This is a genomic window from Aliterella sp. E5.1, assembly GCF_057473825.1.
In genome coordinates, this window is sequence record NZ_JBYCCV010000070.1 from 1 (window position 1) to 20,225 (window position 20,225).

Genomic DNA, 20,225 nt, shown 5'->3' on the forward strand with positions numbered 1-20,225 from the left:
AGTAGATGAATTGAAGCTACTACTGGATAGGCTGTTAAATCAAGGCGAGTTAGTAATTGAATGGCATCGCAAGATCAAAAATAAAGGGAATAACCATCATATTGCAGCTTAAGTGCTTATTAGCTTATGACCTAGAAATTTTAAATCCCTCAAAGCATGGGCTAGAGAGGGATTTTGGGTATTGGGTATTGGTTTTTTTGACTGCTAGGTTAAATTATTTGCTTTCTCAACTGCTTCCTTTAACTCTTCAAAGGTAATACTACCGTCTTCGTCTGAAGCATACCGTGATAGTAACTCCTGGGGGCTACTGATACCTGTTTCTGATGAGATGATTGCACTTAAGCCAGGACTTAAAAAAAGCTCATTAATGGAGACTTTGCCGTCTCGATCGCCATCTAAGGTATTAAAAAGAGATTGAAGCTCTTGCTCGGTTGCCATAAGTTTCTATCTAAATTGATCTTTCAATTTAATATCTCATTAATATCTCACTCATTAAACAAACTTATATCTTTAGACGTAGAAACGGCTATCGCTGGGACTTAGATCAGGTGTAGGCTGTGATACAGGATCTACAGTTGGGACAATAAAAATAAATCGGCATGGTCGAGCCAAAGTTCTCACTCAACAAGAGATACAGCTAATCTTCAGTCATGGCTTAAATAATGACCGCGATCTCTATACCTGCCCCACAACCGCCGCCAAAATTTACCATTCTTAATTCTTGTCCGTTTTTTTTATGGGTAAGGCAAAAGGGCGAGGACATGGTGGATTGCGTTCGCACCTTGTTCGGTGTCTGCCTGTAGAATTTAAAATGGTTTGGGATCTCAATCCATCCTGAACTGTATCATAGTAATCAATCGGTAAAATTAGGGTAGAGTAACGGTTACAAATTTTTTCAAAGTTACCAGTTTCAGTAAATGACTGCCAAACTAAGTTAAACCATTTGTTAACTGTATCCTTGCAACTGTATCTAAGTGTATCTCTATCAATTACTAATCTAAATATTCTGCGCTTCCTTGTAGAACTCACCCGTATCCTCCCACTGATAAGGCATAGGGGAATGCAGCAGCCAAGCGCCAAACCTCTACTAGGGAGGGACTACCTAGCGCTTGTTGTAATTGCCATAGGGAGACTTTTTCACCGCGATGCTGCGTAATCCAAAGAGCGATTGCACTCTGCCACTTGGGGATATTCTCTTTCTCCGCCAAATTCTTCAAGGCTTTCCTCATTTTCGCCCGTTCTCGACGCGCGATTGCGCGGAGCGCAGTGCCGGCGGCAATCGCCCTAGCTTCTTTGCAATCTAATTCCAGTTGCTTATAGCTAAAAGTCACGGCTTTTCAACTCCAACCTTCAAGGGGCAAGGATTGAGAGGGCATAAACTAGGATTAAGTTCGACGGTCGCCACAACGCCGCCAATACTGAATCCGTCCTGCTGGGAAAAAGAAGCGATCGCGCTTTTAATATATTCCCTGACTCTAATGAGTTCCTATTTTAAACTCGTTAAGGCAGTAATATCCCCCTTAGTAGCTAAATCACAAAACTTAAAATAATTCATGAATTTGTACTTATCCCTCATTTGTCACTTTCGGGAAAGTAAAATATGGAAGCTGCTAGGCATAGGGATTTTAGTAAAGTCGCTCCAAATTAAGTCATTTGTTAGGAAATTAGGATTGAAAGCCATACAGTTCAGAGGTTTTCAAGCTTTAGTTCGCTTTTTCCTTGCCCAGAGTGACAAATCAGGGTTATAGCGGTTCGCACTTGAGTGCAGTACACCTTAAGCATGACCTCACAGTAATTAAATCCTAAAGCTGTACTTTATCGGAATGAGAACTGCTGTAGTATTAAGTAAGTTATGCTTTCGGTTTTTGAAAGCTAGGATACCGAATAAATTTATGAAAGCAATTTTAGGTTTATTATAGAATTTATCAAGTAGTGGTTTCGGTTATAGGGGGGGTGTACTTGCGCTATGCCCGAAGCTCCAGATAATGCTTCAGACGGTGAAGATTAGCCTAATTTGCGAGTGGTTCTCATAGTAGATACAAGTTTGGTACTGCTCGATAAAATTATGCAAGCAACAATTGAACAAATCTCACAAATTACCCTTTTTGGAGGTGTAGAACCAGAGGAATTAACAATTTTGCAACCACACACTCAGTTGCAATTATATAGTCAAGGAGAAATTATCATCCATGAGAGCGATCTCTTACCTGCGAAGCTGTATTCTCTCCTTAGCGGCTCAATCCAAATTACTAAAACAGCATCAACAGGAAAGCAAACGATTCTTCGCACCCTACCAGCCGGAGAAATTTTTGCTGCACCTGCACTGCTGGGAAATGGTATTGCTCCTGCAACTGTGACGGCTGTTTGTGATTGTCAAATTCTTTCTGTAGAACGAGATGCTTTACTTAATGCTATTCGGCAGAATCCTGAAATTGCTCTGCGGATGCTGATGGTTTTCAACTCCAGGCTTCAGCAACTGCATGAAAAAGTACACGGGTTGATTTCTGAACGAGCGATTGTGCGATTAGCTCGATTTATTCAATATTTTGCAACGCAATATGGGACTGAAACAACTAAACTCGGTGAGTGTTTGAAAGTCAAACTGCCTTATTATCAAATAGCTCGGAGTATCGGCATTACTTACGAAGAATGTGTCCGATTAACTAAAAGTCTTAAATCTGTAATTTCCTATAGTCGGGGTGGTAAGATTACGATTCTTGATGGTAAGGCATTAGAAGAGATCGCTAGTGGCACACTAGAGGTAAATTCTTGAGATAGAGTAAGTGTAGACAAGAGCCAATATTAAAGAGTCGATGACTAGGCTTCCATCTTGAGCCATCCAAAGACTTGATTCGCTATTAAATTTAATTCAATTTCTTCTAGAAGTGGCAAACGATCGCCTCCTTGTAACAGTTCTGGCTGTTGATTTGGTAGAAATACCAGCACACTGCGATCATCAGGATCAATTAACCACCCTAATCGGCATCCGTGACGTAGACAGTGAAGAATGTTGCCAATTACCTTATTCGGCTTCTGTTCTGGAGAGAGAATCTCGATTGTCCAATCGGGGTGTAATTCAAAGTTCTCCGGTACTTCTCCATTAGCAGTAAAGGGAATGCGGTTCCACTGAAACACTGCTATGTCGGGAACAATAGAGCGTCCTCCGAAGGTACAGCCTAGCTCAGGAAAAGCGTATGCAATCTGCTGTTCCTCTGTAACTTGATTAATCACAGCACAAAGTTTGCCCTGCAAGCGGCTGTGTCTAACCTTTGGCATCGGCTTCTGAATAATCTCCCCGTCAATGTATTCGCTTGCTGGCTCAGTTTCGGGAAGTTTCAGGAATTCCTCTAAAGTAATTGGTTTGGATGCGGCAATCGTCATGCTGTCATCCTGCTTAGTAAGCTTGATTATCTTAATCATAATCTGACTTTAAGAGCGATCGCTTTTATTGGTGCAGAGTGGAGAAAGGGCGATTATCGCCTCAGTATATGCAAGGCATCTTACTTATCAATATTCGCTTTTGAATCTAGGCGATCACTGTTGTAGGTTAAGTCTCATCATCTTGATATCGATTTTATAAATTAACTTTAAGTCTATTAACTTTATTTTTTAAGATTTAATCGTTGGAGGGTAAAACGTGATAGCTTTTTCAGCATCCTCTGTCCAGCGACTACTAATCAAATTAAGTTTACATACTTCGTAAACTTGAATTCCACATATGCGTTTAGTCTTTTCTAAATTTTCTACTCTAGGTTTGCTAGTTTTACCATCATGCATTATCCAACCAAAAAAATATATTTTTTCGGATTCTTCAATGTCCTTGCTGTTTTCAGCAATTTCCCTTTGCGTAGGAATAGCTCTTGGAGTAGTTGTGCCTGGAATATGTCTATTAAACTCTTCAAAAAATGCCTTTGGACTGTACGGGTTAGATGGATCTGGTCTTAGCCCTAACGCTCTGACTAATGGCAAGTAAGCATCGCCCAAATATGTGTTCAAAGCAAAGTTTTTCTTCCATACTCTTGAAGTAAAAAAAATGTTTTCTGCATGACATCCAAATAAAAGCTCCATAGGATCGTAGTCAGCTAGAAATATAATTGAAAATTTAAGATGTCTTAGTCGATAGCTAAAACGGCATCTCGTAATTCCTTGAGAAGTCATGCTGTTATAGAGAAGTTCTAACCGATCAAGAATCATACGTTTCTCATGAGTTCCCCTTGATATTATAGTTTTTTCTTCACTTAAATAAATATTCTTCTATTTAACGACATAGCAGTTATTTACAATCAATAATGGTGTGGCTAAATTGTTAACTGTGCTGGCAGAATTGCGAGGGCAATAATTGTGAGAAAAGCAAAGGTAGTTCCAGTTTCGAGCATCGCCACAAATTGAATTTTGACGTTACGATACCATTCTTGATTTAGGGCAATGATGCCAAATTTAAGTAGCGCTACTCCAAAGGCTAAAGCTGTGACTAGAGATAACAAATTAAGCCAGTAGAGGGCGAAAATAATTGAAGTAGCGATCGCATGATAAATCACTGCTGGAATTAAAGAACTGGTTTTTGGTTTCCGCAGCTTGACTGTGAAAATGGTGCTGGAAAAGTAGAGAGTATTGAGCGCCCACAATCCGATTACACTTAGGGAAATTGTGCCAGTTGTTACAGCGTAAGCTAAAGGTGCGGCTTCGAACTGCGGCGTTGCTTAATTTGCAGTACCAAAGGATGTTCAGCTTGAAAACCACAAAAAGTACACATTAAAGCCAGTGTTGTTGCCAATGTCCAATTTTGGGCGGCGGCTGCACCGAGCAGGAAAAAAACCAACAACACTACATAAACTCCATGTTCCGGGGAAAATGTTGGGTGATACCATGCCTGGATATTAGGGTTGGTAGTGTTGCTAGTTGTATTGACGGTTTGAGTCATCGTCAAATCTTCCTGCTTGAGAATAGCTTATTATGCTGCGGTCGTGGATTGCCCTGTTTCACGAGCATCCACAATTAGCGGTAAGCATAGAGCAGCGAGCTAAATCATCTTCCTGTCAATGTGTAAATCCTACTTACTTGTACAAAATAGCTTCTTTCAGAGTCGCGACCCGTTCAAGCACTGCATCTATATCTTCTGGCGGCACACTATGTTCAGCTAGTGCATCACTCAGGTGCTTCACGATAGCATCAAAGTGTTCCGGCTGGAGATTTAAACCTGCGTGTGCTTTTTCCATTGAACGACCTGTGTATTGACCTGAGCCACCAAGAGCATAGGATATGAAAGCAGTCTGGTGACGGCGCTGCTTTTCCATATCTGTGTGAGCAAAAAAGTCATTAACAATGTCGTCTGCTAAAACATCGTTGTAAAAACTATCCACTACTTGCTTAACAGCCTGCTGTCCGCCAAGTTTCTCGTATAACGTTGTTGGTGTCTGCATATCCTTTTCCAAACAAGTGAACTTTACGCTGAAATTGTGTACTAGAGGCTCATGCCTTCTGAGGTAAATCAAGCCTCGCAGTTAGCGATTTAAAGAGTGATGCTTTCAACTAGAACTGTGATAAATCTAAGTGTTGATTCCATCACTCAAAAAAACCTAATTACTATCTACTTTTTCAGAAAGCGTTAACAAAAAAGCTAAATTTACTTCAGCTTTTAATGCATGGGGAGCATTGGCAGGTATAAACACAAAAATACCTGGTTCTAGGATAATATCGTGTCCCGATAAGGTCAGTAAGCCCTGCCCTTCAATAACATTAACAGTGGCATTGCGAGTAGACTTATGCTCAGAAATCTCCGTTTTAGCTGCAAGACAAACGAGCGTGTATTGACAAGCTTGATCTTTCAGCAATACTTTATTGAAAGTTCCAGGATCGCGATATTCAATTTGTTCTCGCAGTTGGGTAACGAAAGATGAATTGGTTAGGTTTTTAGAAATCATAGCAATTTTAAACTTTGAATTAATGACCTACTAGGCAACGGCACACAGAATGATGTAACCTAATTCATTACGATATTTCTGGAAAACAAAGCGCATTTCTAAAAGCCTTTTGCGGATAGGTTCGTGGGTCAAAACTTTCCTCAAAATCCGAACTGTATTTATAATGCCTTCATCCTGAAACATTCGTCTCAAATTTAGTAAAGCCATTGCTCCAGTTTTATGCTTTTGCACTTGTAATCCTGCTGTTTCACAAGCAAGAATCCAGTTAGCTTCTGACAGGGGTGTAGAATTTACTCGGATTACTTGCGCTAGTTCAGTCCGAATTTGCTCTTCTTTGTCACTGGCTAACAATTCGTGAGAGAGAAATTTACCTCCGAGTTTGAGTTTATTGTGAATGCCAGCTAAAATCTTTGCTTTTCCCGGTGGGGATTGCATCGTGAGAATTGCTTCGGCTAAAACGTAATCAAACTTTCCTGGTATTGCTTCTAAGTGGAAAATATCGCCTTCGATAATTTCGATTTGATGTTCTAAACCAGCAGCACTAATATTGCCACGCGCACGAGCTACACTATCAGAATCTTTCTCTACACCGACGACTTTAACACCATAGCCTTTAGCAAGTGCGATCGCACTGTACCCAAAACTCGATGCTAATTCTAAAACTGTCTCGCCAGGCTGAAAATTAACTCACCCAAATAATTGCTCTGTAGCTGATCTTCCACCAGGACGCAGATATTTTTTGCCTGCTGCTGCTAGAACTTGGTGTCCTGAAGCGGTTTGAAAGTTGAGGGTAGCGTTGGTCATATCAAAAGACCCTCTTAGTTTGTACACTTCCAATTTGCCATGTATTCTCAATTAAGTCTTTGAGCTAGCTCATATTGCAGTAAAAATGCTGTTTCAGTTACCAACTAATGACAGCAGCAACAACTGTGGTATTCGCAGAAAGCTCTGCGCTATGAAACTACTCATTAAATAGCAGCAAACTATCAGGCAAATTTCTTACCATCGTCACTATGACTGATGCCATGTCATTCTCAGAAAATTGTGCAGGCAGTTTTTCTTTTAGTTCCTCAGAGCGAAGGCAATCTAGGAACCCGTGTATCAAAACTGGGATATCACCAGTAAAATTAGAAGTGTTTCCTATCACTTCATTGCAGTTTGGGTTTGAGCGACTCATAAGTAAGATGAATCAGTTTGTGTGTTCCATTGTGCATCAGATCAACTTCCAATTCATATTTTCTTCTGCTTAGAGTGATAAAAGAGGAATATGTTTAAGTCAATCTTTAAATTGATTTTTGCAAGAGGTCTATTATCAAAAATCAGTCTAATTTCACAGGAACAGGAATTTTAAGAGTACCAATATCGTAGATCCCAGTTTGTTTAGGAGGAATCTCGAAGCGGATGACATTCTGTTGATTATTATTTATGCGAAGTTCGTACCTACCAGGCTTAAAACCTTCCAAGGCAAACTTACCTACTTTGTTTGTAAACAAAGTAACCGACTGCCAATTTGGATCGGAGAGTGAAGTTACTTCAGCCGTTTGTAAGGCAATAGGTTCTCCGTTTGCGGCTAGCAATATGCCTCTGACAAAAACAGTAGCTTCTGTGCCGACACGAATTAAAGTGCCACTTCTATAACCAGGTAAAAGGTTGTAAACTTCTCCGCCTAAATTGTATCCTAGCGGCAAATCTGGGGCATCAATTCGTAGTGAGGAAACATAGTAGGACGACAAATCGGGAACAACTGCCGAACCAAGGCTATCCGCACGAGCAGTATAGCCGCCTCCACTTGGATTAATGCCGATAATCTGACCTCTCAAATTTTGATTAGGAACGATTAGAGCAAAGCTATTGTTAACAGGACGCGACCACCCGAAATGACCATCGACAAAAACTAGGGCTGTCCCAAACGTGAGTCTAGTTAGATTGCCGACACTTTCATTCTCCCCCCCAGAGATATTGAAATTATGAGAGAGGTTAGTTGTGAAGCGATAACCTGTGTAATCCAATCGACCTGTAATGCCGTAATTATTTGAGTCTAGCAACGCACCGACAGCAGCATTGATGCCACCAATCGTTCTACGCGAATTGTAGTTCCAGGTTACTTGGTTGGTAAGGCTACCTGTAGAATTGATATCTGTCGAAGCAGTAACAGACTGCCTCCGTCTAGGCAATAAGTAAAAAAGATTGAGGAAAGCTCTTTGTTCATTGTTGCCTGTATCGTTTTTTCTATAGCTAAGATTTAAGTTAACACCTAAACCATTGCCAAAAGCCTTAGAAAGTCCTAGGGACATTCCGTAAGTATCAAGTACATCTGAGCGACCAAACTGGTAGTCAACACCTAAATTACTGCTGATATCCGCAAAAATTCTTTGGCTGTAGTTAGCGGAAAGATCCCAACCAAATTTACTACGAGCAGTTAATTCATCTAGAGTAGTGAAGCGATCGCCCTGATGCTCTAAGGCAAGTCTGAGCGTCCGTTGCGAAAGGTTATTTCCTCCTAGTTTCAGGTATTCGTAACGCAATCTGAAAGCATAGTCCGTACCGACGGCGCTGGCATGGCTGAACGCCGCATCCCAACCCAAGTTACCGTAAGGAGTTGCCCAAGCTCCTTCCCAGCCTAGCAATTGTTGTTTTGGATCGCCTTGGAAGTAGCCACCCATTGTGAGAGTGTTACTTAGCCCCTGACGATAAGCTAAAGAGAGTGTCGGTTGATCCCAAGAGTAGCTGTAGCTGCCGTTTTCTGTTTGCGATGGGAAGCCGAAGCTATAAGCAAACTGTTTTAAACCCGTAGATAGCAACTCCCTAGCAACAGCAGCAGGGAAATCTAGTCGCTGTACTCGACCTACAGCATCGGTGATAACGAGTTGCACGTCGTTGATGCCACCACTTAGAGGGAGATCGCGAATATCTTGCCGACCCGCAGGTAACTGTAGTGTTTGCACTAGCAGCCCGTTAATAAATACTTCAACTTGTGATGGTGTTTCTAAAAAAAACTCAAACTGACTGACTGGTCGGGTTACCCGATAGGGCTGCAACGAAAAGTTTCTAGCAACTGCAACTCCGAGCAAAGGACGACTACTTTGATAGCCAGAGATCGGAACTGAGAGATCGCCAATCACGTAGCGCAAAGCTTGGTCGGGAGCATCACGTACAAGTCGCAGATCGCCACGTACCCACGCAGGAGCGGTTTGTTCAGTGAATGTACTGCTACCTTCTAGCACCCATCCCTTCCAATTCAAGGCTCCCTCTAAATTTAGTTGCAGGGGTTGTCTTCCGGTTGCTGTAGCCTGCGTTCCTGACCACACATAGTCTTGTCCACCGCGCAAATTGATGTAGCCGCTCGTAGTGCTAGGAGGCAGAGCATTTTCGGCTTCGGGTGGTAGTCCTTGTTCTCGCAAATTATAGATGCTAGTCTTGCGTTGAGCGGGAGGAACCTGAATTTGAAGCTCTAACTTGCGATCGTCAAAGGTTGCTTCTAAGCCATTTTGTCGCAGCACTTCCAGCGTGAGATTACCTTCACTGTCTACTGCTACAAGCAGCTTTTGTTGAATATCAGAGCGAAGAATTTTTGCTGTTTGTGTGAGGAGTGGTGTTGCTTGAACGCGGACTGTGGCAATGTTGCCGGGGGAGAGCAAAACCAGAACTTGACCTGATTCTTGCTCGTTGATGAAAAAGGGAACTATAACTCGCGGGATATTACCACGAGTCTGTGGCTGACCAAAAATTGTTTCAAATAGCTCATCTGTATTTTGGTTTGTTGGGGCTTGTGGCTGTTCTGGACTAGACTGCTGTAGCTGGCTGGTGCTTGGAGGTGGTAACTCAGTTTGATTATCAGCAGGTTTTGGTAGAGGGGTTGAATTGTCTGCTGTAGCTGGCTGCTCAGTTTGTTCTGCTAGAAGTGAAGCTGAGTATTTAGGTTTACGTGGGGCTAGGGCTGCTAACTTAGATGATCTGACTGCTGGATTTAGCTGTTTCGCTTGCGCCTCTGCTAAGAATTTCGACGGTTGAGGTTGGGTCTGAACTGAGGCTGGTGCAGGCGCTGGGAATACAACACTCCCCAAAAACAAAAATGTTAGGTTGGCTAAAACGTAGTTCACACAAGTTTCTTGACAATAATAATGGAATAAGTCAACTCCTCTATTGCTTAAAGTACCCAGTCAGGCAAGGCAAATATCAGTACCTCACCAGGCTTCAGCGAGATTTGAACGGAGCAACCACAAAATCATCAGAGCTTTGCGGTAACTCTCTGGAGCCGCTAAGTTTGTTTACAACTTGCTCGTGGAGAGGCATTAATGATCTGTAATCTCGAAGATGAGCGTATCAGTATAGACCCCTGTTGGCGTAATACTAGCATCTGAGCCATTGACGTTGATACTCAAGTATCGGTAACAACCCGTGCTGATAGCACAGGCTAAAACGTCTGAGCTTTTAGAATTTTGATGCTCAACAACCATTTCAGTTGTGCTTAGACTGATCGCTGATGCACCGTTATAGCTAAAGGTATAGGGAACCGAATAAACAACATTATTAATATTCAGCTTCAGCAAACCATTGTTCACTGACTTCACCATCACTGTGTAACCATCACCTGAATTAGAGCGGATGGCAAGACTACTAATGATAGTGTTATTGATATCTAAGCCATTGAGAGGAACTTCAATCACAACCGTGTTTGAGGAGATATCAAGAATTAGAGGTACTGTACCCGTCAATTGAATCGTTGCAGTTGAGTCAGCGATCGCAGCTTGTGGGAACCCTGATACTGAAGCGATCACAAAACCTGAGGAAACCAATTTACGGCAAATGGAGGTAGCAACGCGAACGGACAGACCAGAAGCAATGAGTTGGCGACAAAGCAATCTGCCAGAGAGATGTTTATAGCGTTCAGTCTCCAATATTCCTACCTTTGTTACTTGACAGTCTTTAGATATTGATGATGTTAGTTTGCTGTCAACTTATTGCAAATACAGTTTCTGAAGGACTTGAAACAAGTATCTAACGGTAAAATTCACTTGAGTGTTAACGTTTTATTCAAACTCAAATTTTGCTGTGACTGCACCCACTGGTAGGCTATTTGGCCAAGGCATAACAAAACGGCGCTTGTTACCAGCGAGAATGACAGCGTTGTTTATTTCCTTCAGCTGTTCCGGCTGGAGATCAACAGTTTTTCCTTGCCCAATCAAGTGCAATTTCAAATTTTTCAATACTGCGCGCGCAGTTCCCCGGTTATTGAAGCTAATCGCTAGCTCGTTGGCACTATTCGTTCCCTTTTGAAGTTCTGCCCCTTCTAATATCACATCTGGCTGTACGTTTGCTGGACGGATATAGAGTGAGCCTAGATAGCGAAGGACAACCTTAACTGCACCAACTGGTTTTGCCTGATTAGCTTGGGGCTTTTCTAGGTTGATTGGCAATTGCTCGGCAATAATACGATAAGCTAGTTCTTTTGTTGGCTGTGGATCTCCTAACCAGGTAACGCGCACCGTTTGAGTCTTTTGAGGCTCTAGTAATATTTGGGGTGGATAAATGAGGAAGTCATCATCGGCTGGTTTATAGTTCTCTTTGCCTGTTAAGTCCATTTGGCGCTGAACTATAGAAACTTGTACCGCTAACCGCTCATTACTATCGTTGACAACTTGATAAGATTGAGTTGCACCTGAACCAGTAGGGGCAAACGTCCGCGAGATGGGGAATAGCTTGAAGGCAAAGGCAGGTTGGACTCCTAAAAGGACAAGGAAGAGAGAAAGTAAAATGTGATTAAATGAAAGCCTCATGATGTTAATCTCCTGTAATGGTAAGTAAAAATGCCCAGTTACTTTAAGCAAACTGAGCAGAGTCTTTGAAGCTGTTAGCTGGATTAGTTATCTGTAACAACTAGAGAAATTGAGGTGTTGTAAGCACCTGGATCTTGAAGCGCTGCTGGAGTATATTTAATGTACAGTTCTTTAGAGGATGAACCAGCGGCCCTAGTAGAAACTGTGTAGCTGCTACCAGGGGAAACCGGGAAATCTGAAGCAGATGGAGATCCAGAGCCAGCCGCAACTGTGGTTACTTGAAAAGGAATGGGTGTTTCACCACCACTTTTAGTCAAACTTTCAGAACTGATAGTTAGGGTAAGTCCATCAGAGTCGTCAGTTGAGAGTTCAAGATTAGCTACCTTGACAATACGGGTACTGGCGCTACCCTCACCATCTAACGTCAGACTACTGGCGATGCTTGTTGCCGATGATGTGATAGTAGGTAAGCTAAAGGCAGGTTGTACCCCCAAAAGGACAAGTAAAAGAGAGGGTACAATTTGCCAGCATAAAGGTTTCATCGAATTAATCCCTTCGTACCTGATAAGCTACTGCAAGCAGACTGAGCCAAATATTTAACGTTGTACTGTAATAATTGCCTTGGAGAACTGTCGTCCCGTATTTCTAGTGTCTCAATGCCTTGGTTGTGAAATGTGGCAACCATAAGGAGGTTGCCTAATTTCTTCATTGTCTGAATACACAACACCGCACATTTTAACCAGTACCAATCTAATTAATTGTCTGCAACGTTTAGAGTAATCGTTGCAGCATAAGCACCTGCGTCCTGAAGTGCTGCTGGAGTGTATTTAATGTACAAATCCTGCGGTACTGACCCGGCTCCTGCGGTACTAACTGTGTAGTCGGTACCAGAGGTAACAGTGAAACCTGCGGTTGCAGGAGCAACTGCCGCATCAGCAACTGTAGTGACTTGATAGGGAATGGCGGTTCCACCATCCTTAATTAAAGCTCCAGAGCTAACAGTTAAGATATAACCCTGCTCGTTGTTAGTAGCGATCGCTAAGTCAGCCGCCTTAACGATCTGTTCTGTACCAGCAGCAGCACCGTCTAAGGCTAGAGCACCAGCTTCAGTTGTAGCCGTTGATGTAATAGCAAGTGTTGAAGTTACTGTACCCGAAAGTGGCACCTCAGCAGCAGCAGTTTGAGCAAAGGCAGTAGGTGAGAAAGCTGCTGTTGCACCGAGAACTAGACCAGAAGCAATTAGAAAACGACGAATTAGTTTAGTAGACATTGTGACTTACTCCAAAAAAGCGATTGTATTAGAGTAAAACTTTAGTCGAGTAGTGAAGTTATCTTAGTTTTTACCAATGATTGATAAGATTTAAATAAACTACTTTTTTGCTATAAAGCAGTAGAATATTAATCTTTTTATTCACTTTAACTAATGTTATTTTCACAACTTAAAACTTAGTTGTTTTTATCCTCTTAAGTACAACTATATGAGTTTTTTTACGAAACTCCTTCCGTGTTTATGCTGAACTTTTTATTAAGTAATATTTAGCTATTATTAACCTGGCAATAAGTAGTCAGGCGGAATTAAACTTAAAACGCTCCAGGGTGTAGTTACCTTGAACACTACGTGCTTCCATACCCTTGATGATGGCAGTGGCTAAATCGTATTCATCCTCATTTTGCAGGATACATCGAATCCGGTCAGCACTCAAGTTAACTTGACGCTCCTGTTCTAGAACAGTTGCTAATTGCTTGCTGTTATAGATCCGCTCCTGTTGCTCTAAATATTGCTCTAAGTACTGCATATCCGCTTCTTGCCATTTACGTTTTGTGCCTCGACTTGAAGCTTCCCATAAACCACCAAGTCCCTGCTGTTGCCAACGTCGAATTGTTGCTTGAACGGTATGCTCATGGCACTCAAATATTTCTGCAATTGCTCCTACTTTCTATCCCTGCGCATTCAACAGCAGCATATGAGTGCGCTTTCTAGTTCGCTGCGGCACCTTTGTTGCCACTTGCAACTGCGATAGGCTGAAATCTTCTTCAGGGGCGAGACGAATCCGAAGGGGAGCAGGCATCAACTAACCTCTAATTAACAACCTCTCGTATTTTATACTTAATTTCACCTAGCTACTTACTACTAATCAATTTCAATTATTTCTCTCAAAGTTTAGAATAATAAACCTTAATGTTGCTGGGTCAAGAGCATCAGATGAGCCAGAGATTTACCAGTTTGTTAAAGAAATTCTCGACCGTACTTTCTTTTTTTGAAGTAACTACCAGTTTCAAAACAAAGTGTTGCTAAAGCACCTAAAGTGGTGAAAGCTATTTTCAGTGATTATTAATTAATTGATCTCATTTTTGAGAGAATATCTACTTTAGACTGTTGCAACGAAAGAAAGCTGTTATGTCATTTTCTAAAAATTTATCTCTGCTCAAAATTCTACTGACTTGCTTCGTCCTAGGGACTTACTCTAGTGGCTCTGCTGCTGGGACATTCGCATTGGAAAACGCAAAATCCATTAAGAAGTTGAGAATCACGCCTGACGAAAACACTGAAAAACTAAGTAGGATAGGGGAATTTTCTAATCTAGAAGAACTTGAAATACATTGCCTTGAAAAACTTGAGCGGATTCCAGATGGGATTGGGAACCTAAAGAAACTTAAAATCTTGAATATGGATGAGGGGAACGGCTGCGTGATGAATCCTCAATTGCCAGAAAGCATTGGAAACTTGACCCAATTAAAGGAGCTAAATCTTTATGGCGCTCAAGATATTTCTGGAGAATCTGCTCAACTAAAAGGAAGAAAACAACTGCCACAAAGTTTGAGCAAGCTGAAAAAACTTGAAAAGCTAAATCTTGGTAGGAATGGGTACAGAACCATTCCTCAAGTGGTATTCTTAATCCCAAGCATTAAAGAGCTTAATTTAGCGTTTAACGATCTTGCTGATTTACCGAAAGACCTCTTAAAACTTACTCATCTTTCTAAAATTATTCTTGGCAATAACTATAAAATCACTTGCTCTAACTCAAAACAGGCAGAACTTATTAAAAGATTTAAGAACATTCACTTAGGCTTTGAAAATGAATATTCTTGTCCAAAATGACTTTGGTTTATGCAACCGCTTCAAAGATGTGCTTGATGAGGAAAACTCTTAGCAACTTTCTTAATGCAGCGACTTAAACCGTACCTTAATTAGCTTGCCTACTAAAGAACCATCAGTTTGGGAAATAACATTCCCCTCCTCATATTGAAACACAATCTTTTGAAATATGTCGATCACGACCACCTTGCAGTTGGGATCGCTATCAATCAATGCCAGAAACTCGCGCCCATATTTCTGAGCAAATCTTTGACGTTGGGCTTGGGCTTGTTTCCTGAGCGCTCGGACTTCAGTTTCTAGCTGGGCAATGCGTTTTCTGAGTGCGATCGCTCATACCGTTTGCCCTCTAGTAGCAATAAGCTCAACCTCCGACCAAGATAAGGAGCGCAACCCACTCCACAACATTTGACCACCCAATGCGAAATGCACCATGATATCCCCGTCCTGAGAGTGCAAATATTGCATTAATCGACGCTTGACTACTTCATCTGCCCATTGTTTCCAGCCTCAATCTAGTTTTGTTAGAGAGAGCTTCCGTCCAGTTTTGACTTGCCTTACTAAGAATGATTTTAGAAATGCTTAAGGTGGATAGCTGTAAAGACAAATGGATATCCACCTTGAGCATCTAGGTTTTGAAGATGTAAGGCAAGTATGCGGTCAAGAATTCTTTATACCGCAATCGCAACTAGCCTAGAGACGTTGAGCGCCTGGTCGTCCGTTCTCAACCACAAAAGAAGCTCTAGTTGTAATCGGAGCATCTAATGTAGTAACCGCCGCAACAGTACGGTAGTCACTCTGCCAACGCTGGGGTGTAAGTTCGCAGCGCACATAACCGCGCTGGTTATTGAAGAACTTGATATGGGGGTTTTCTGCTAGTATTGCTTCAGTGTTTGCGTTAGTATCTGAGCCATCACCACCCGAACTAATTGAAGTACCAACAAACTCCGTACCAATAGTTTTTGAACTAGGATTGTTGAAATCAGCTTTGAGGTCAGCTACCCAATTAGTATGAACATCGCCCGTTAGCACTATGGGGTTTGCAGGCTGACTTTGCTGCAAAAATTGGAAAAGGCGATCGCGTGACCCTACATAACCATCCCAAGCATCCATGCTTAGGCGAACTTCTGCTCCTGGCTCAAAATCCCTCTGTGCCATGAATACTTGTTGAGCAAGAATATTCCAACGAGCTTGAGACTTAGCTAACCCTTGAAACAACCATTGCTCTTGCTTTTGACCTGTTATCGTCCGCGATGACTCCAGAGCTTCAGTACAATTAATCCTAGTTCTGTCGCCACAAGCTTGATCGCTGCGGTATTGACGAGTATCTAGCACATTGAACTCGGCTAGGTCGCCAAAGGTCAAACGTCGATACAACTGCATATCGGCTCCTGTAGGCAAAGAGAACCGTCGCAGTGGCAAGTGTTCGTAGTACACCTGATAAGCCGCAGCCCGACGCGCTAAGAATGCCTCGCGCGATTGTAAGGCTGGATCTTGAGGCACATCGCTGGCGTAATTATTGTCAACTTCGTGATCGTCCCAAGTTGTTATCCAAGGAAAGGCAGCGTGTGCCGCTTGGAGATTTGGGTCGGATTTATACAAGGCATAGCGGTTGCGGTATCCCTCTACCGTTATTGGTTCTCCGTTGCCATCATGCTGCCTGATAGCGCTTGGACTGGGAGCGCCCTCGTAGATGTAATCTCCCAAATGAACCACTAGATCAAGGTCTTCTTGAGCCATGTACTTATATGCTGTGTAGTAGCCGCTTTGCCAGTTCTGGCAAGAAGCAAAGGCAAAGCGAAACCGATCTATGCGATAGCCAAAACCCGGAGCAGTACGAGTACGTCCAATCGGACTTACTTCACTGCCTACTCTAAACTGATACCAATACCACTGAGCAGGTCTTAACCCTTCTACTTCTATATGGACAGAATGACCTAATTGTGGGGTGGCAATTTCTGTGCCACTGCGGATAATCCGTCTCATGTCCTCGTCATCAGAAACTTGCCATTGCACTGGCACATTTTGCACTGGCATCCCGCCACCGTTAAGCGGATCTGGGGCTAACCGCGTCCACAATATTACACTATTTGGTAGTGGTTCGCCAGAAGCAACACCCAAACTAAAGGGATAAGCTGAGAATCGGGGTTGAGCAATAACTTTATTAGACCATTGATTGGCGATCGCTAATCCTGTTAAAGCACCCGTCCCGATTAATACTTGCCGCCGTTTTACTCGACTTGATAATAAGCCCTCAAAGTCAAACCTTTGCATACCACTCTCCCTGATGAATCACGAGAGAGTCTAGCAGAGTAACCTTAATGCTGCTTTGCATCTAGGTTAAGTCTTGATTATTGTTCCCTTGCGCCTAAAGCTAACAATTTCTACGAATGTTTCAGCTTCCAATTTGTTGAACACCGATGGCTCGGTGATGATGACTGCTTCGTTTACTCGTTATACCAAGCAGCTTGGAACCACTACAGTAAGACTGTATGCTATAGCTACAATTAGTAGGCGCTCGCTTGCTTCTGCACTTACTAAATATTATTTGAGTGGGGATACTCTACATATCGTTCGCAACTAAATATTGTTGTGAACAAGAAGTTTGCAACAGATAAATTATAGTTGAGACGGTTCGTTGGTGGTCGTGCTAATTAAATTATAGAGAACGCTGTTTGAGGTATTTTCTGCCATCATAGAAGGCGATCGCATTACTTACACTTCTAAACCAGTGACTTAAACCTCACCTCAATAATCTTACCCACCAAAGAACTATCGGTTTCAGAAATAGTATTGCCCTCTTCATCCTGGAACACGAGCTTCTGTACTATGTCAGTGACAGTCACCCTAGCATTAGGACTGCCATCAATCAGTGCAAGAAATTCCTGCCCAAATTTGTAAGCGATTCTCTGCCGTTGGACTTGGGTTTGTCGTCGCATTGCTTTTAGTTCCGCCTCTAACTGGGCGATGGGCTGTTCGATGATTTGGATGCGATCGCTCATCCTATTTACCTCTCCTCTACTAGCAATGCGCTCAACCTCTGACCACGACAATGACCGTAACTGACTCCACAATCCTTGAGTGCCCAATGCGAAATGCACCATGATATAGCCGTCTTGGGAGTGCGAATACTGCATCAGTCGCCGCTTGATTGCTTCATCAGCCCATTCCTTCCAGCCACAGCCTGGTTTGGTAGGCAGAGCTTTTGTCCAGTTTTGACGGCATGAATAAACAAGCCAATTCCTATTCTATTTTTCGCGCGTAGCCAGAGCCTGCTGAAAATACTCTAAGGCATCGTTAGTCTGGTTTGGATCATAGTCGAATGGCACACGCTTTTGCTTAAGCCTTTAACACGCAAAAGTCTCACCTTAAATTACAATCTTCTTCACTTTTTGTGATAAAACCTAGTCACCTTGGCACATAATTGAATTGCAGTTGAACGTAAGGGTGCAATCGCCAGAAATTAAGCTTGCTCTCAGAGTGTCTAAACAGTGCGGCAAGGTTTAAAATTTCAGCGTTGTGGGTAGTGGATGATTGATGTTACAGGTTCTTGCCATTTAAGAAGATGACAAAGTGGCAAAAGGTTATTCAGCCAAATACGACAAGTCTATGAGATGGGAACAATATATAAAATTTTGATCGAAAATTGTGTCAGTGATATCAATTCTACGTTACTACTGTAGTACAATTGTACGGCAAACTTGCGTGATTCTGGCGAGTAAGTCAACAAATTGTCAAGGGTTGAAGAAAAACTATTGTTAAGCTATCTAAACTTAGAAGACCTCTATAAAAAGTTTTGAATAAAAATGTTCGTGAATATCTATATTTATTGTTGATTAACTTACACTACTTTACTACTAGCAGAGAGAAGAGTTATGTTGGATAAGCTTATAAAATATTTTGTCTACGCAACAAAAGGGTATATTACAAAAACACAGCTAATTAAGTTTTTGTATCTAGCTGATCTTTACTCTGTTAAGTGGACGGAAAAGCAACTGACTGATTTAGATTGGTGTTATTATCAATTCGGACCTTGGAATGAGGGTATAGATATTGCTTTAAATCAAATGAACGGGAAGGAGATTATTCAAGAATCGCAGGAAAATGTAACATACATTAAACCTGTCGATGAAGCTGTTCAGGCGGATGATTTACAAATACCTCTAAGTCTTAGATTCGTGCTAGATAATATTCGGAGAGAGTGGGCTGGTGCAGATAAACTGAATCAGTTATTAGATTATGTATATAGTACGGCTCCAATGCTGGAAGTAAAAAATACTCATCAGCCAGAAGCAAAATTTAAACTTAACTTACAGGCAGAAAGAGAAAAATTAGTTGGTGAATTAGGATTGTAAAGTGGTTGGAAAAAGACCTAGACAAGGTTGGATTTATTCTATAAATCCATATAAAGTATCTCTTCGTTGCAAACTAGGTCATGTCCATATTTATCAATTAGATGCACCAGGTGAAGTAGAATGTCAAACTCAAAATTGCAGTGAGAATATTAATTCAAGCAGGGTTTTGAGAGGAGTACATCCTTATATCATTTGGACAAGCGATCAATTTCAAAATGAAACTGGATATATAGCAACGTTTTCTGTTATTCCCCTGACTTCACAAGGAACATTTAACGGTTTACCAACTACATATCCAGTTAATTCTACAAAAAGAAATTGTCTTAATAAAAACTCACACGCTTTAGTTCATCAAATATGTACTGTTGATGCTAATTGCTTCAAAGACTCATCAGCCAATTGGCTAAATAGGATTGGACAATTAGATAAACCAGATAAAGACGCTATAGAAGAACGATCGAAGTATTTTTTTTATATTCAAGAAAATCCTAGTGATGACTGGTTCGCCCAAAATGCGTCTCCAGAACTTTTAAAAAAAGTCTTTGATTATCTACCTAGAGAGACAAAGAATTTAGCGATTGAAGAATTAATCAACAACTTGGACTCACAATAAACTAGGACATTTAAGACGGGTAACTATTTTACATAAATAATTTCAAGATGCTGTAATTTCATTTAGTTTAGTGAATTAAACCGCACCTCAATAATCTTGCCCACCAATGAACCATCAGTCTCAGAAACGACATTCCCTTCCTCATCCTGAAATACAAGCTTTTGCACAATATCGGTTACAACCACTTTCGAGTTATGATCGCTGTCGAGCAATACTAAAAACTCATGTCCATATTTCTGAGCAAGTCTCTGACGTTGGGCTTGAGCTTGTTTCCGCACCGCTCGGACTTCTGCTTCTAATTAAGGGTAGTGCGTCAAATAAACGTGGGATTGGTAGAGTAGAGGGGATCTCTCATCTGCAACTCGTCCATGCAATGCCCTTTGTGTGATCATTCTAAAGCCCATAAACACGGCAAGATGCCCAACGGACATCAACGCTATCTCTGTCCTGTTTGCCAACAGACGT

Annotated in this window: 23 protein-coding genes and 4 pseudogenes; 8 read left to right on the forward strand and 19 right to left on the reverse strand. The window is 41.8% G+C overall.

The genetic code is table 11. The features are described 5' to 3' along the window. Positions 1–204 precede the first annotated feature (204 nt). Positions 205–438, reverse strand: coding sequence for an EF-hand domain-containing protein (locus tag AC2VE5_RS18195; RefSeq protein ID WP_486889128.1), 234 nt, complete (start codon positions 436–438; stop codon positions 205–207). A 145-nt stretch (positions 439–583) separates the two neighbouring features. On the opposite strand from AC2VE5_RS18195, the pseudogene AC2VE5_RS18200 reads away from it, so the two are divergent. Further along, positions 584–673 (forward strand): annotated as a pseudogene (locus AC2VE5_RS18200) (site-specific integrase); the annotation flags it as partial. A 352-nt stretch (positions 674–1,025) separates the two neighbouring features. Here AC2VE5_RS18200 and AC2VE5_RS18205 read toward each other — a convergent pair. Continuing rightward, on the reverse strand, positions 1,026–1,331 hold the full coding sequence (locus tag AC2VE5_RS18205) for a hypothetical protein (RefSeq protein ID WP_486889129.1): 306 nt from the start codon (positions 1,329–1,331) through the stop codon (positions 1,026–1,028). A gap of 734 nt (positions 1,332–2,065) precedes the next feature. On the opposite strand from AC2VE5_RS18205, the gene AC2VE5_RS18210 reads away from it, so the two are divergent. Then, the gene (locus AC2VE5_RS18210) at positions 2,066–2,773 is read left to right on the forward strand and encodes a Crp/Fnr family transcriptional regulator (RefSeq protein ID WP_486889130.1); all 708 of its coding nucleotides are present in this window, start codon (positions 2,066–2,068) and stop codon (positions 2,771–2,773) included. Between the two features lie 44 nt (positions 2,774–2,817). Here the strand turns inward: AC2VE5_RS18210 and AC2VE5_RS18215 are convergent, their stop codons facing one another. From AC2VE5_RS18215 to AC2VE5_RS18280, 14 genes and pseudogenes are all read right to left on the reverse strand, one after another. Then, complete coding sequence (locus AC2VE5_RS18215) at positions 2,818–3,381, reverse strand: Uma2 family endonuclease (protein WP_486889149.1); 564 nt, start codon at positions 3,379–3,381, stop codon at positions 2,818–2,820. A gap of 228 nt (positions 3,382–3,609) precedes the next feature. Further along, a complete protein-coding gene (locus AC2VE5_RS18220) occupies positions 3,610–4,194 on the reverse strand; it encodes a DUF6037 family protein (RefSeq protein ID WP_486889131.1) in 585 nt (194 codons plus the stop codon). Positions 4,195–4,298: 104 nt separating this feature from the next. Beyond that, positions 4,299–4,921, reverse strand: a pseudogene (locus AC2VE5_RS18225) (YwiC-like family protein). A 133-nt stretch (positions 4,922–5,054) separates the two neighbouring features. After that, positions 5,055–5,420: a group I truncated hemoglobin gene (locus AC2VE5_RS18230; protein WP_486889132.1), complete on the reverse strand. Its 366-nt coding sequence runs from the start codon at positions 5,418–5,420 to the stop codon at positions 5,055–5,057. Positions 5,421–5,576: 156 nt separating this feature from the next. Beyond that, a complete protein-coding gene (locus AC2VE5_RS18235) occupies positions 5,577–5,921 on the reverse strand; it encodes a cupin domain-containing protein (RefSeq protein ID WP_486889134.1) in 345 nt (114 codons plus the stop codon). A gap of 30 nt (positions 5,922–5,951) precedes the next feature. Next, positions 5,952–6,725 (reverse strand): annotated as a pseudogene (locus AC2VE5_RS18240) (SAM-dependent methyltransferase). Positions 6,726–7,240: 515 nt separating this feature from the next. After that, positions 7,241–10,021 carry a fimbria/pilus outer membrane usher protein gene (locus tag AC2VE5_RS18245; RefSeq protein WP_486889135.1) on the reverse strand — a complete coding sequence of 927 codons (2,781 nt, stop codon included), beginning with the start codon at positions 10,019–10,021 and terminating at the stop codon, positions 7,241–7,243. A gap of 192 nt (positions 10,022–10,213) precedes the next feature. Beyond that, entirely contained in the window at positions 10,214–10,819 is a 606-nt protein-coding gene (locus AC2VE5_RS18250; protein ID WP_486889136.1) for a hypothetical protein, read from the reverse strand. Positions 10,820–10,951: 132 nt separating this feature from the next. Next, positions 10,952–11,698, reverse strand: a complete 747-nt coding sequence (locus tag AC2VE5_RS18255; RefSeq protein WP_486889137.1) for a fimbrial biogenesis chaperone — start codon at positions 11,696–11,698, stop codon at positions 10,952–10,954. Positions 11,699–11,781: 83 nt separating this feature from the next. Further along, positions 11,782–12,240, reverse strand: a complete 459-nt coding sequence (locus AC2VE5_RS18260) for a hypothetical protein (protein ID WP_486889138.1) — start codon at positions 12,238–12,240, stop codon at positions 11,782–11,784. Further along, positions 12,237–12,383: a hypothetical protein gene (locus AC2VE5_RS18265; RefSeq protein ID WP_486889139.1), complete on the reverse strand. Its 147-nt coding sequence runs from the start codon at positions 12,381–12,383 to the stop codon at positions 12,237–12,239. The genes AC2VE5_RS18260 and AC2VE5_RS18265 overlap by 4 nt, the downstream gene beginning before the upstream one ends. Before the next feature lie 69 nt (positions 12,384–12,452). After that, entirely contained in the window at positions 12,453–12,968 is a 516-nt protein-coding gene (locus tag AC2VE5_RS18270) for a hypothetical protein (protein WP_486889140.1), read from the reverse strand. Between the two features lie 295 nt (positions 12,969–13,263). Further along, positions 13,264–13,623, reverse strand: a complete 360-nt coding sequence (locus AC2VE5_RS18275) for a helix-turn-helix domain-containing protein (RefSeq protein WP_486889150.1) — start codon at positions 13,621–13,623, stop codon at positions 13,264–13,266. Positions 13,624–13,635: 12 nt separating this feature from the next. Then, the gene (locus AC2VE5_RS18280) at positions 13,636–13,767 is read right to left on the reverse strand and encodes a hypothetical protein (RefSeq protein ID WP_486889141.1); all 132 of its coding nucleotides are present in this window, start codon (positions 13,765–13,767) and stop codon (positions 13,636–13,638) included. Between the two features lie 82 nt (positions 13,768–13,849). Between AC2VE5_RS18280 and AC2VE5_RS18285 the strand changes: the two are divergent. Both AC2VE5_RS18285 and AC2VE5_RS18290 read left to right on the forward strand, forming a co-directional pair. Then, positions 13,850–13,960, forward strand: a pseudogene (locus AC2VE5_RS18285) (YpsA SLOG family protein); the annotation flags it as partial. A 136-nt stretch (positions 13,961–14,096) separates the two neighbouring features. After that, complete coding sequence (locus tag AC2VE5_RS18290; RefSeq protein ID WP_486889142.1) at positions 14,097–14,798, forward strand: hypothetical protein; 702 nt, start codon at positions 14,097–14,099, stop codon at positions 14,796–14,798. Positions 14,799–15,485: 687 nt separating this feature from the next. Here AC2VE5_RS18290 and AC2VE5_RS18295 read toward each other — a convergent pair. Further along, a complete protein-coding gene (locus tag AC2VE5_RS18295) occupies positions 15,486–17,066 on the reverse strand; it encodes an alkaline phosphatase D family protein (RefSeq protein ID WP_486889143.1) in 1,581 nt (526 codons plus the stop codon). A gap of 73 nt (positions 17,067–17,139) precedes the next feature. Between AC2VE5_RS18295 and AC2VE5_RS18300 the strand changes: the two genes are divergently transcribed. Then, positions 17,140–17,376: a hypothetical protein gene (locus tag AC2VE5_RS18300; RefSeq protein ID WP_486889144.1), complete on the forward strand. Its 237-nt coding sequence runs from the start codon at positions 17,140–17,142 to the stop codon at positions 17,374–17,376. A gap of 139 nt (positions 17,377–17,515) precedes the next feature. On the opposite strand, the gene AC2VE5_RS18305 is transcribed toward AC2VE5_RS18300, so the two are convergent. Next, positions 17,516–17,929, reverse strand: coding sequence for a hypothetical protein (locus AC2VE5_RS18305; RefSeq protein ID WP_486889145.1), 414 nt, complete (start codon positions 17,927–17,929; stop codon positions 17,516–17,518). 738 nt (positions 17,930–18,667) lie between these two features. Here AC2VE5_RS18305 and AC2VE5_RS18310 point away from each other — a divergent pair. Both AC2VE5_RS18310 and AC2VE5_RS18315 read left to right on the forward strand, forming a co-directional pair. Then, on the forward strand, positions 18,668–19,147 hold the full coding sequence (locus AC2VE5_RS18310; RefSeq protein ID WP_486889146.1) for a type II toxin-antitoxin system antitoxin SocA domain-containing protein: 480 nt from the start codon (positions 18,668–18,670) through the stop codon (positions 19,145–19,147). Position 19,148: 1 nt separating this feature from the next. After that, positions 19,149–19,760 (forward strand): type II toxin-antitoxin system PemK/MazF family toxin, encoded by a 612-nt coding sequence (locus AC2VE5_RS18315; RefSeq protein ID WP_486889147.1) that lies wholly within the window; start codon positions 19,149–19,151, stop codon positions 19,758–19,760. A gap of 62 nt (positions 19,761–19,822) precedes the next feature. On the opposite strand, the gene AC2VE5_RS18320 is transcribed toward AC2VE5_RS18315, so the two are convergent. Further along, on the reverse strand, positions 19,823–20,038 hold the full coding sequence (locus AC2VE5_RS18320; RefSeq protein ID WP_486889148.1) for a hypothetical protein: 216 nt from the start codon (positions 20,036–20,038) through the stop codon (positions 19,823–19,825). 90 nt (positions 20,039–20,128) lie between these two features. On the opposite strand from AC2VE5_RS18320, the gene AC2VE5_RS18325 reads away from it, so the two are divergent. Beyond that, the coding region (locus AC2VE5_RS18325; RefSeq protein WP_486886923.1) for an IS1/IS1595 family N-terminal zinc-binding domain-containing protein at positions 20,129–20,225 on the forward strand (97 nt) is incomplete at its 3' end.

Excerpts from the sequence above, each read along its gene's own strand:
- AC2VE5_RS18305 (WP_486889145.1), bottom strand. The coding sequence starts at position 17,929 with ATGCAGTATTCGCACTCCCAAGACGGCTATATCATGGTGCATTTCGCA.
- AC2VE5_RS18310 (WP_486889146.1), top strand. The coding sequence starts at position 18,668 with ATGTTGGATAAGCTTATAAAATATTTTGTCTACGCAACAAAAGGGTAT.
- AC2VE5_RS18295 (WP_486889143.1), bottom strand. The coding sequence starts at position 17,066 with ATGCAAAGGTTTGACTTTGAGGGCTTATTATCAAGTCGAGTAAAACGG.
- AC2VE5_RS18290 (WP_486889142.1), top strand. The coding sequence starts at position 14,097 with ATGTCATTTTCTAAAAATTTATCTCTGCTCAAAATTCTACTGACTTGC.
- AC2VE5_RS18255 (WP_486889137.1), bottom strand. The coding sequence starts at position 11,698 with ATGAGGCTTTCATTTAATCACATTTTACTTTCTCTCTTCCTTGTCCTT.
- AC2VE5_RS18280 (WP_486889141.1), bottom strand. The coding sequence starts at position 13,767 with ATGCCTGCTCCCCTTCGGATTCGTCTCGCCCCTGAAGAAGATTTCAGC.
- AC2VE5_RS18270 (WP_486889140.1), bottom strand. The coding sequence starts at position 12,968 with ATGTCTACTAAACTAATTCGTCGTTTTCTAATTGCTTCTGGTCTAGTT.
- AC2VE5_RS18215 (WP_486889149.1), bottom strand. The coding sequence starts at position 3,381 with ATGACGATTGCCGCATCCAAACCAATTACTTTAGAGGAATTCCTGAAA.
- AC2VE5_RS18230 (WP_486889132.1), bottom strand. The coding sequence starts at position 5,420 with ATGCAGACACCAACAACGTTATACGAGAAACTTGGCGGACAGCAGGCT.
- AC2VE5_RS18235 (WP_486889134.1), bottom strand. The coding sequence starts at position 5,921 with ATGATTTCTAAAAACCTAACCAATTCATCTTTCGTTACCCAACTGCGA.
- AC2VE5_RS18265 (WP_486889139.1), bottom strand. The coding sequence starts at position 12,383 with ATGGTTGCCACATTTCACAACCAAGGCATTGAGACACTAGAAATACGG.
- AC2VE5_RS18210 (WP_486889130.1), top strand. The coding sequence starts at position 2,066 with ATGCAAGCAACAATTGAACAAATCTCACAAATTACCCTTTTTGGAGGT.
- AC2VE5_RS18260 (WP_486889138.1), bottom strand. The coding sequence starts at position 12,240 with ATGAAACCTTTATGCTGGCAAATTGTACCCTCTCTTTTACTTGTCCTT.
- AC2VE5_RS18220 (WP_486889131.1), bottom strand. The coding sequence starts at position 4,194 with ATGATTCTTGATCGGTTAGAACTTCTCTATAACAGCATGACTTCTCAA.
- AC2VE5_RS18195 (WP_486889128.1), bottom strand. The coding sequence starts at position 438 with ATGGCAACCGAGCAAGAGCTTCAATCTCTTTTTAATACCTTAGATGGC.